The organism is Vibrio sp. SALL6, from assembly GCF_002002385.1.
GTDB classification, from domain to species: domain Bacteria; phylum Pseudomonadota; class Gammaproteobacteria; order Enterobacterales; family Vibrionaceae; genus Vibrio; species Vibrio parahaemolyticus.
This window is the reverse complement of record NZ_MQVK01000043.1, coordinates 26844-35429: the sequence shown is the minus strand read 5'-3', so window position 1 is coordinate 35429 and position 8586 is coordinate 26844. Positions and strand designations below refer to the sequence as shown.

Sequence of the window (8586 nt, the reverse complement as noted above, 5' to 3'; positions counted from 1 at the left end):
GACCTACATAAAGCGGCGCATTAGCGCCGCTTTTTTTATAAAATAATAGAAGTTATCAGTCAGATGACCTAAAAAAAATAAATACAACAAATAAGTTAAAACGCTCAACCGTCGGAGGTACTATGCGTAAAACTCTCCTAACTTTAGCTCTCCTATCAGTGAATATTGGCAGCGCACATGCGTTTTTGGACACTGTCGTAGATAAGAGCAGCAAAAATGGTCTTATGGATATGGTAAGCCAAGGCCTAAATGCAGAATCTTCAGCTCTTACTGAGCTACTAACGAGTCAGCTACCAGTTTCGACAGAACAAGCTGCAGGTGGCAGCAGTGCCCTAATTGCACTTGCTCAAAGCCAACTGTCTCAACAAAACAGCACGGAATTGCAGTCATTGATCCCTGGATTATCCAACTTGAAAGGTGCACAAAGCCTGTTAGGTAACATCGAAAGCTTGAGTGCCGTACAAAGCGCATTTAATGCACTAGGACTAGACCCATCGATGATCAGCCAATTTGCACCAGTAATTTTAGGTTACCTAAATGAGCAAGGAGCAAGTGAGGGATTATTGAAGTCTTTAAGCGGTCTATGGACGAGCGGTAAGTAAATTCGCTTTAAGCGAAATCCCCACCGAAATAGAAGTAAAAAGAATGGGAGCATACAAACAGTAGGCTCCCATTTTTGAGCAAATTACAGATACAAAAAAGCCGAGCTAACGCTCGGCTTTCTCGTTCTTACGAACTGATTACTCAGCAGCTTCTTCAGCAGCTGGGCGATCTACAAGCTCAATGTAAGCCATTGGAGCTTTATCACCAGCACGGAAGCCAGCTTTTAGGATACGAGTGTAACCGCCCTGACGAGCAGCAAAACGTGGACCTAGTTCGTTAAATAGTTTTGCAACTACTTCGTTGTCACGAGTACGTGCAAATGCTAGACGACGGTTAGCAACACTGTCAGTCTTAGCTAGTGTAATCAAAGGCTCAACTACGCGACGTAGCTCTTTTGCTTTTGGCAAAGTAGTCTTGATAACTTCATGACGTACTAGAGAGCTAGCCATGTTGCTAAACATCGCTTTACGATGTGAGCTGTTGCGGTTGAGTTGACGACCACTCTTACGATGGCGCATGACCTAATCCTTCTAACTAGTATCGATTAATCTTCAGCGATTGATGCAGGTGGCCAGTTTTCTAGGCGCATGCCCAGAGACAGACCACGTGACGCAAGTACGTCTTTAATCTCAGTAAGAGATTTTTTACCAAGGTTAGGCGTTTTAAGTAGCTCAACCTCAGTACGTTGTACTAGATCACCGATGTAGTGAATCGCTTCTGCTTTCAGACAGTTAGCAGAGCGAACTGTTAGTTCAAGATCGTCTACAGGACGCAGTAGGATCGGATCGAATTCTGGCTTCTCTTCCTTCTCCTCAGGAACACGTACATCACGAAGATCTACGAATGCATCCAATTGTTCAGCTAGGATAGTAGCTGCACGACGGATTGCTTCCTCAGGTTCTAGAGTACCGTTTGTTTCCATATCGATAACAAGCTTGTCTAGATCAGTACGCTGTTCTACACGAGCTGCTTCTACAGCGTAGGCAATTTTGTCTACTGGGCTGTAAGTAGCATCTACTAGTAGGCGACCGATTGGACGCTCGTCTTCTTCATTATGGATACGCGCAGAAGCTGGAACATAACCACGACCACGTTCAACTTTAATACGCATTGCGATTTCAGCGTTGTCATCCGTTAGGTGACAAATAACGTGTTCAGGGTTAGCGATCTCTACATCACCGTCATGGGTGATGTCACCTGCAACCACAGGGCCCGAGCCTGATTTGTTCAAAGTAATGAACACTTCATCTTTGCCTTCAGCTACACGCACTGCCAAACCTTTAAGGTTTAGAAGGATTTCAAGAATATCTTCTTGTACGCCTTCTTTAGTGCTGTACTCATGAAGTACGCCTTCAATTTCTACTTCTGTCACTGCACAACCAGGCATAGAAGATAGAAGAATGCGGCGAAGTGCATTACCCAGAGTATGACCAAAGCCACGCTCTAATGGCTCAAGAGTTACTTTTGCGTGAGTCGAGCTGATTTGTTCGATGTCAACTAGACGTGGCTTAAGAAATTCTGTTACAGAACCCTGCATTGTGTCCTCTCTTTAGTTTAAACCTTACTTAGAGTAAAGCTCGACGATCAATTGTTCGTTGATGTCAGCTGATAGATCAGAACGCTCAGGCATACGCTTGAATGTACCTTCCATCTTGCCACCATCTACTTCAATCCAAGTTGGTTTTTCACGTTGTTCAGCAACTTCTAGAGCTGCTTTGATACGAGCTTGCTGTTTAGCTTTCTCGCGAATAGAAACAACGTCATTAGCCGCTACTTTGAAAGAAGGAACGTTTACAACTTTACCGTTAACTAGGATAGCTTTGTGGCTAACTAGCTGACGTGCTTCTGCGCGAGTTGCGCCAAAGCCCATGCGGTAAACTACGTTATCAAGACGACCTTCAAGAAGCTGAAGCAGGTTCTCACCTGTGTTGCCTTTAAGACGTGCAGCTTCTTTGTAGTAGTTACGGAATTGTTTTTCTAGAACGCCGTACATACGACGAACTTTTTGCTTCTCACGAAGCTGAACGCCATACTCAGATAGACGACCGCGACGAGCGCCGTGTACACCTGGTGCGTTATCAATTTTACACTTGGTATCGATCGCGCGAACACCAGACTTAAGGAATAAGTCAGTGCCTTCACGACGGCTAAGCTTCAGCTTAGGACCCAAATATCTTGCCATGATTCTTCTCCAATAGTCCTAGAAACGTTATACGCGACGTTTCTTAGGTGGACGACAACCGTTATGAGGGATTGGTGTAGCATCAACGATGTTTGTGATGCGGAAACCAGCTGCGTTCAGTGCGCGAACAGTAGATTCACGACCTGGACCAGGACCCTTAACCATAACTTCCAAGTTCTTTAGACCGTATTCTTTAGCCATTTCAGCACAACGCTCAGCAGCAACCTGTGCAGCGAACGGAGTAGACTTACGAGAACCACGGAAACCAGAACCACCTGCAGTAGCCCATGCAAGAGCGTTACCTTGACGGTCAGTAATGGTTACGATTGTGTTATTGAAAGAAGCATGGATGTGCGCAACGCCATCTGCAACTTGCTTGCGTACGCGCTTACGAGCGCGAGTTGGTTGTTTAGCCATTGTACTCTACCTTCCCGATTATTTCTTGATCGGCTTACGCGGACCCTTACGGGTGCGAGCGTTGGTTTTAGTACGCTGTCCACGTAGCGGTAGACTGCGACGATGACGAAGACCACGGTAACAGCCAAGGTCCATAAGACGCTTGATGTTCATAGATACTTCACGACGTAGATCACCTTCTACAGTGTACTTAGCTACACCATCACGCAGTTGATCGATCTGCTCTTCAGTTAGTTCACTGATCTTAACATCTTCAGCAATACCCACTTCAGCTAGGATAGCTTGAGAGCGAGTTTTACCGATGCCGTAGATCGCCGTTAGAGCGATTACAGCGTGTTTCTGATCAGGAATGTTAATGCCTGCTATACGGGCCATTATTCACTCCTAAGTGTTTCTATAAAAGAATTAGCCGCAGCAAAGCCCGTTATGGATACGCTGCGGAATACTACTTCTTTTGCACGCAAAAGGTAGGCCGAGGAATATACTCGACCCAACCTTCATTTTCAAGTAAAAATTTCTGCTAATTAGCCTTGGCGCTGTTTGTGCTTTGGCTCACTGCAAATCACGCGAACGACACCGTTACGCTTGATTACTTTACAGTTACGGCAGATTTTTTTAACGGAAGCACGAACTTTCATTGCTAAACTCCGTAAATGAAACTGAGTCTACCGCCGGATTAACGGCCGTAGCCTTTCAGATTCGCTTTCTTCAACACAGAATCATACTGTTGAGACATCAGATGAGTCTGTACCTGTGCCATAAAGTCCATAATTACAACAACTACGATTAGTAGTGATGTACCGCCGAAGTAGAAACGTACGTTCCACGCGACCATCATGAACTCGGGAATCAGACAGATAAAGGTAATGTACAGTGCACCAGCAAGGGTAAGACGTGTCATTACTTTATCGATGTACTTCGCTGTCTGCTCACCTGGGCGGATACCGGGTACGAATGCACCAGACTTCTTCAAGTTATCTGCTGTTTCACGCGGGTTGAAAACCAACGCCGTGTAGAAGAAACAGAAGAAGATAATTGCTGCTGCATATAGCATTACATACAATGGCTGACCTGGGCTAAGAGCCAAAGACACGTCAGTTAACCAACCGAACGCGCTGCTCTCACCATTCTGACCAAACCACTGAGCCAGTGTTCCTGGGAACAGGATAATGCTTGATGCGAAAATCGCTGGAATAACACCTGCCATATTAATTTTAAGTGGCAAGTGAGAACTTTGTGCAGCAAATACTTTACGACCTTGTTGACGCTTCGCGTAGTTAACGACGATTCGACGCTGACCACGTTCCATGAAAACAACGAAGTAAATTACTGCAAAAGCTAATACCGCGATTAGCAACAGAAGAAGTACATGCAATTCACCTTGACGCGCTTGCTCGATTGTTTGACCGATTGCAGAAGGCAATCCAGCAACAATACCTGCAAAAATTAGTAACGAAATACCGTTACCAATTCCACGCTCTGTAATTTGTTCACCTAACCACATTAGGAACATGGTGCCGGTTACTAAACTTACGGTAGCAATTAGCGTAAACATGGTTTGGTTGATAACAACCAGATTGTCGACCATGTTTGGTAAGCCTGTTGCGATACCTATAGCCTGGAAGGTTGCAAGTACAAGCGTGCCGTAGCGTGTGTATTGGCTGATCTTACGACGGCCTGCTTCACCCTCTTTTTTGAGTTCAGCTAACGCTGGATGAACTACAGTTAGCAATTGGACAACAATAGATGCCGAAATATACGGCATGATGCCCAATGCTAATATAGATGCACGCTCAAGAGCACCACCGGAGAACATGTTAAACATTTCAACGATGGTACCTTTTTGCTGTTCGAACAAATCGGCAAGTACAGCAGCGTCAATACCAGGAATCGGCACAAAAGAGCCGGCTCGGAATACTAAAAGTGCACCAATTACGAATAACAAGCGCGACTTTAGTTCACTTAAGCCGCTCTGAGCACTACGAAAATCTTGTCCTGGTTTCTTAGCCATCTGTACCTCGTTCCTCGAGATTATTCCTCGATTTTACCGCCTGCAGCTTCGATTGCAGCTTTAGCGCCTTTAGTCACACGTAGACCTTTAACAGTCACTGCTTTGTTAATTTCACCAGAAAGAACAACTTTAACGAATTCGATGTTCTTAGTGATGATGTTAGCAGCTTTAAGGCTGTTTAGATCAACCACGTCACCAGAAACTTTCGCTAGCTCAGCTAGACGAACTTCAGCAGACACTAGGCTCTTACGAGAAGTGAAACCGAATTTTGGTAGACGTTGTTTCAGAGGCATCTGACCGCCTTCGAAACCTGGACGAACTTTACCGCCAGAACGTGATTTTTGACCTTTGTGACCACGGCCACCAGTTTTACCTAGGCCAGAACCGATACCACGGCCTACACGCTTAGGAGCATGTTTAGAGCCAGCAGCCGGTGCAAGAGTATTCAAACGCATTCTGATTACTCCTCAACTTTAACCATGTAGTAAACCTTGTTGATCATACCGCGTACGCACGGAGTATCTTCAAGTTCTACTGTGTGGTTGATTTTACGAAGACCTAGACCACGCAAAGTAGCTTTGTGCTTTGGTAGGCGGCCAATTGAGCTTTTAGTTTGAGTTACTTTAATAGTTGCCATGGTGTTCTTACTCCGAAATAGCTTCAACAGTTAGACCACGTTTAGCAGCAACCATTTCTGGCGACTTCATGCTACCTAGTGCATCGATCGTTGCACGAACGATGTTGATAGGGTTCGTTGAACCGTATGCTTTAGATAGTACGTTGTGTACACCAGCAACTTCTAGTACTGCACGCATCGCACCACCTGCGATAACACCAGTACCTTCTGCTGCAGGCTGCATGTAAACTTTAGAGCCCGAGTGGCGACCTTTCACTGGGTGGTGAAGAGTGCCTTCGTTTAGAGCGATCGTAGTCATGTTACGACGCGCTTTTTCCATTGCTTTTTGGATCGCTGCAGGTACTTCACGAGCTTTGCCGTAACCGAAACCTACGCGACCATTACCGTCACCAACTACTGTTAGTGCAGTGAAGCTCATGATTCGACCGCCTTTAACCGTTTTAGAAACACGGTTAACTGCGATTAGCTTTTCTTGCAAATCATTCGCTTGAACTTGTTGTTCTTTAGCCATCTTCCAACCCTACCTTAGAATTTCAGACCAGCTTCGCGAGCAGATTCTGCTAGCGCCGCTACTCGACCGTGGTATTGGAAACCAGAACGATCAAATGCAACTGCAGTTACGCCTTTTTCAAGAGCGCGTTCTGCAACAGCTTTACCTACTGCTTTAGCTGCATCAACGTTACCAGTGTATTTCACTTGCTCACGGATCGCTTTTTCTACAGTAGAAGCTGCTGCGATAACCTCAGAGCCGTTAGCCGCGATAACCTGTGCGTACACGTGACGAGGAGTACGGTGTACAACTAGGCGAGTCGCACCCAGTTCTGCAATCTTACGACGTGCGCGTGTAGCACGACGGATGCGAGATGCTTTCTTATCCATAGTGTTACCTTACTTCTTCTTAGCTTCTTTAGTACGCACATTTTCATCTGCGTAACGAACACCTTTACCTTTGTAAGGCTCAGGTTGACGGTAAGAACGAATGTCAGCCGCAACTTGACCAACTAGTTGTTTGTCACAACCAGTAATCACGATTTCAGTTTGGCTTGGACATTCAGCTTTGATACCCGCTGGCAACTCGTGCTCAACTGGGTGTGAGAAGCCTAGTGTTAGACCTACAGCGTTGCCTTTGATAGCAGCACGGTAACCAACACCTTTAAGAGTTAGCTTCTTAGTAAAGCCTTCAGTAACACCAACAACCATGTTGTTAACTAGTGCACGAGCAGTACCTGCTTGTGCCCAAGCGTTAGCAACACCTTCTTTAGGACCGAAAGTTAGGTTGTTTTCTTCCTGAGCGATAACTACAGCGTCGTTTAGTACGCGAGTTAGTTCGCCTTTAGCACCTTTTACAGTGATTTCTTGGCCGTTTAGTTTCACCTCTACGCCAGCTGGAATAGCGACAGGTGCTTTAGCAACACGAGACATATTCTACTCCTATTAAGCTACGTAGCAGATGATTTCACCACCAAGACCTGCTTTACGTGCAGCGCGGTCTGACATAAGACCCTTGGAAGTAGAAACGATAGCAATACCAAGACCACCCATTACAGAAGGAAGTTCATCTTTCTTCTTGTAAACACGTAGACCTGGACGAGAAACACGTTTAAGTTGCTCGATTACTGGTTTAGCTTGGAAGTACTTAAGAGTTACTTCTAGCTCAGGTTTTGCTTCGCCTTCAACAGCGAAGTCAACGATGTAACCTTCAGCTTTTAGTAGTGCAGCAATTGCAACTTTAAGCTTTGAAGAAGGCATTTTAACAGCAACTTTGTTTGCTGCCTGACCGTTACGAACGCGGGTCAGCATATCCGAAATCGGATCTTGCATGCTCATATGATTTACTCCAAATGATTAAGTGGCAATTACCAGCTAGCCTTACGAAGACCCGGAATCTCGCCTTTCATGCAAGCTTCACGAACCTTAATACGGCTTAGACCGAACTTACGTAGGTAACCGTGTGGACGACCAGTTTGGTTACAACGGTTGCGCTGACGTGATGCACTTGAATCACGTGGAAGAGATTGCAGTGTAAGAACTGCGTTCCAACGATCTTCTTCAGATGCGTTTACATCGCTGATGATAGCTTTTAGCGCTGCACGCTTTTCAGCGAACTTAGCTACTAGCTTTGCACGTTTAGCTTCACGTGCTTTCATTGATTGTTTAGCCATAACAGTAACCCTTCACCTTACTTACGGAATGGGAAGTTAAAGGCAGCCAGCAGAGCACGGCCTTCCTCATCAGTACCAGCAGACGTCGTAATAGTGATGTCTAGACCGCGTACACGATCAACTTTATCAAAGTCGATTTCCGGGAAGATGATTTGCTCGCGAACGCCCATGCTGTAGTTACCGCGACCGTCAAAAGACTTAGCGCTAACACCACGGAAGTCACGTACACGTGGAAGAGCGATGTTAATCAAACGCTCAAGAAAATCCCACATACGTTCGCCACGCAAGGTTACTTTACAACCGATAGGGTAGCCTTCACGGATTTTGAAACCTGCAACAGATTTACGCGCTTTAGTGATAAGTGGCTTTTGACCAGAGATCGTTGCCATATCAGATGCTGCGTTTTCTAGCAGTTTCTTATCGTTGATTGCTTCACCAACACCCATGTTTAGGGTGATTTTCTCGATTCTAGGGACTTGCATGACGCTTGTGTAACTGAACTGTTTGGTCAGTTCAGCGACTACAGACGACTTGTAGTAATCATGCAGTTTCGCCATAGTAGAACTCCAAATTA

Annotated in this window: 16 protein-coding genes; 1 reads left to right on the top strand and 15 read right to left on the bottom strand. The window is 45.5% G+C overall.

The window, feature by feature from the left end; all coding sequences use genetic code 11:
• Positions 1-122 precede the first annotated feature (122 nt).
• Entirely contained in the window at positions 123-602 is a 480-nt protein-coding gene (locus tag BIW15_RS22795; RefSeq protein WP_077281656.1) for a DUF2780 domain-containing protein, read from the top strand.
• A gap of 138 nt (positions 603-740) precedes the next feature.
• Here the strand turns inward: BIW15_RS22795 and rplQ are convergent, their stop codons facing one another.
• From rplQ to rplE, 15 genes are all read right to left on the bottom strand, one after another.
• Positions 741-1121: a 50S ribosomal protein L17 gene (gene rplQ / locus BIW15_RS22790; RefSeq protein WP_005383141.1), complete on the bottom strand. Its 381-nt coding sequence runs from the start codon at positions 1119-1121 to the stop codon at positions 741-743.
• 26 nt (positions 1122-1147) lie between these two features.
• On the bottom strand, positions 1148-2140 hold the full coding sequence (gene rpoA, locus BIW15_RS22785) for a DNA-directed RNA polymerase subunit alpha (RefSeq protein WP_005383143.1): 993 nt from the start codon (positions 2138-2140) through the stop codon (positions 1148-1150).
• 24 nt (positions 2141-2164) lie between these two features.
• Positions 2165-2785 (bottom strand): 30S ribosomal protein S4, encoded by a 621-nt coding sequence (gene rpsD / locus BIW15_RS22780; RefSeq protein WP_005383146.1) that lies wholly within the window; start codon positions 2783-2785, stop codon positions 2165-2167.
• Positions 2786-2812: 27 nt separating this feature from the next.
• The gene (rpsK, locus tag BIW15_RS22775; protein ID WP_001118870.1) at positions 2813-3202 is read right to left on the bottom strand and encodes a 30S ribosomal protein S11; all 390 of its coding nucleotides are present in this window, start codon (positions 3200-3202) and stop codon (positions 2813-2815) included.
• 18 nt (positions 3203-3220) lie between these two features.
• Entirely contained in the window at positions 3221-3577 is a 357-nt protein-coding gene (gene rpsM / locus BIW15_RS22770) for a 30S ribosomal protein S13 (RefSeq protein ID WP_005450559.1), read from the bottom strand.
• A 149-nt stretch (positions 3578-3726) separates the two neighbouring features.
• A complete protein-coding gene (gene rpmJ, locus BIW15_RS22765) occupies positions 3727-3840 on the bottom strand; it encodes a 50S ribosomal protein L36 (protein WP_000868186.1) in 114 nt (37 codons plus the stop codon).
• A 38-nt stretch (positions 3841-3878) separates the two neighbouring features.
• Positions 3879-5213: a preprotein translocase subunit SecY gene (gene secY / locus BIW15_RS22760; protein ID WP_005481401.1), complete on the bottom strand. Its 1335-nt coding sequence runs from the start codon at positions 5211-5213 to the stop codon at positions 3879-3881.
• A gap of 20 nt (positions 5214-5233) precedes the next feature.
• Positions 5234-5668, bottom strand: coding sequence for a 50S ribosomal protein L15 (gene rplO, locus BIW15_RS22755; protein WP_005450562.1), 435 nt, complete (start codon positions 5666-5668; stop codon positions 5234-5236).
• A 5-nt stretch (positions 5669-5673) separates the two neighbouring features.
• Positions 5674-5850 carry a 50S ribosomal protein L30 gene (gene rpmD, locus BIW15_RS22750; protein WP_000201159.1) on the bottom strand — a complete coding sequence of 59 codons (177 nt, stop codon included), beginning with the start codon at positions 5848-5850 and terminating at the stop codon, positions 5674-5676.
• A 7-nt stretch (positions 5851-5857) separates the two neighbouring features.
• Entirely contained in the window at positions 5858-6361 is a 504-nt protein-coding gene (rpsE, locus tag BIW15_RS22745; RefSeq protein ID WP_005435090.1) for a 30S ribosomal protein S5, read from the bottom strand.
• A gap of 14 nt (positions 6362-6375) precedes the next feature.
• The gene (rplR, locus tag BIW15_RS22740) at positions 6376-6729 is read right to left on the bottom strand and encodes a 50S ribosomal protein L18 (RefSeq protein WP_005435088.1); all 354 of its coding nucleotides are present in this window, start codon (positions 6727-6729) and stop codon (positions 6376-6378) included.
• Positions 6730-6738: 9 nt separating this feature from the next.
• The gene (gene rplF / locus BIW15_RS22735; RefSeq protein WP_005455654.1) at positions 6739-7272 is read right to left on the bottom strand and encodes a 50S ribosomal protein L6; all 534 of its coding nucleotides are present in this window, start codon (positions 7270-7272) and stop codon (positions 6739-6741) included.
• A gap of 12 nt (positions 7273-7284) precedes the next feature.
• Positions 7285-7677 (bottom strand): 30S ribosomal protein S8, encoded by a 393-nt coding sequence (gene rpsH, locus BIW15_RS22730; RefSeq protein ID WP_005455656.1) that lies wholly within the window; start codon positions 7675-7677, stop codon positions 7285-7287.
• 29 nt (positions 7678-7706) lie between these two features.
• Positions 7707-8012 carry a 30S ribosomal protein S14 gene (rpsN, locus tag BIW15_RS22725; RefSeq protein ID WP_005455658.1) on the bottom strand — a complete coding sequence of 102 codons (306 nt, stop codon included), beginning with the start codon at positions 8010-8012 and terminating at the stop codon, positions 7707-7709.
• A gap of 17 nt (positions 8013-8029) precedes the next feature.
• Positions 8030-8569, bottom strand: coding sequence for a 50S ribosomal protein L5 (rplE, locus tag BIW15_RS22720; RefSeq protein ID WP_005455660.1), 540 nt, complete (start codon positions 8567-8569; stop codon positions 8030-8032).
• Positions 8570-8586 lie beyond the last annotated feature (17 nt).

Coding starts and splice junctions, on each gene's coding strand:
- rpsN (WP_005455658.1), bottom strand. CDS start 8,012: ATGGCTAAACAATCAATGAAAGCACGTGAAGCTAAACGTGCAAAGCTA.
- rpsM (WP_005450559.1), bottom strand. CDS start 3,577: ATGGCCCGTATAGCAGGCATTAACATTCCTGATCAGAAACACGCTGTA.
- rplE (WP_005455660.1), bottom strand. CDS start 8,569: ATGGCGAAACTGCATGATTACTACAAGTCGTCTGTAGTCGCTGAACTG.
- rplO (WP_005450562.1), bottom strand. CDS start 5,668: ATGCGTTTGAATACTCTTGCACCGGCTGCTGGCTCTAAACATGCTCCT.
- rpsD (WP_005383146.1), bottom strand. CDS start 2,785: ATGGCAAGATATTTGGGTCCTAAGCTGAAGCTTAGCCGTCGTGAAGGC.
- rpsE (WP_005435090.1), bottom strand. CDS start 6,361: ATGGCTAAAGAACAACAAGTTCAAGCGAATGATTTGCAAGAAAAGCTA.
- rplR (WP_005435088.1), bottom strand. CDS start 6,729: ATGGATAAGAAAGCATCTCGCATCCGTCGTGCTACACGCGCACGTCGT.
- rpmD (WP_000201159.1), bottom strand. CDS start 5,850: ATGGCAACTATTAAAGTAACTCAAACTAAAAGCTCAATTGGCCGCCTA.
- BIW15_RS22795 (WP_077281656.1), top strand. CDS start 123: ATGCGTAAAACTCTCCTAACTTTAGCTCTCCTATCAGTGAATATTGGC.
- rpmJ (WP_000868186.1), bottom strand. CDS start 3,840: ATGAAAGTTCGTGCTTCCGTTAAAAAAATCTGCCGTAACTGTAAAGTA.
- rpsH (WP_005455656.1), bottom strand. CDS start 7,677: ATGAGCATGCAAGATCCGATTTCGGATATGCTGACCCGCGTTCGTAAC.
- secY (WP_005481401.1), bottom strand. CDS start 5,213: ATGGCTAAGAAACCAGGACAAGATTTTCGTAGTGCTCAGAGCGGCTTA.
- rplQ (WP_005383141.1), bottom strand. CDS start 1,121: ATGCGCCATCGTAAGAGTGGTCGTCAACTCAACCGCAACAGCTCACAT.
- rplF (WP_005455654.1), bottom strand. CDS start 7,272: ATGTCTCGTGTTGCTAAAGCACCTGTCGCTATTCCAGCTGGCGTAGAG.
- rpoA (WP_005383143.1), bottom strand. CDS start 2,140: ATGCAGGGTTCTGTAACAGAATTTCTTAAGCCACGTCTAGTTGACATC.
- rpsK (WP_001118870.1), bottom strand. CDS start 3,202: ATGGCTAAACAACCAACTCGCGCTCGTAAGCGCGTACGCAAGCAAGTT.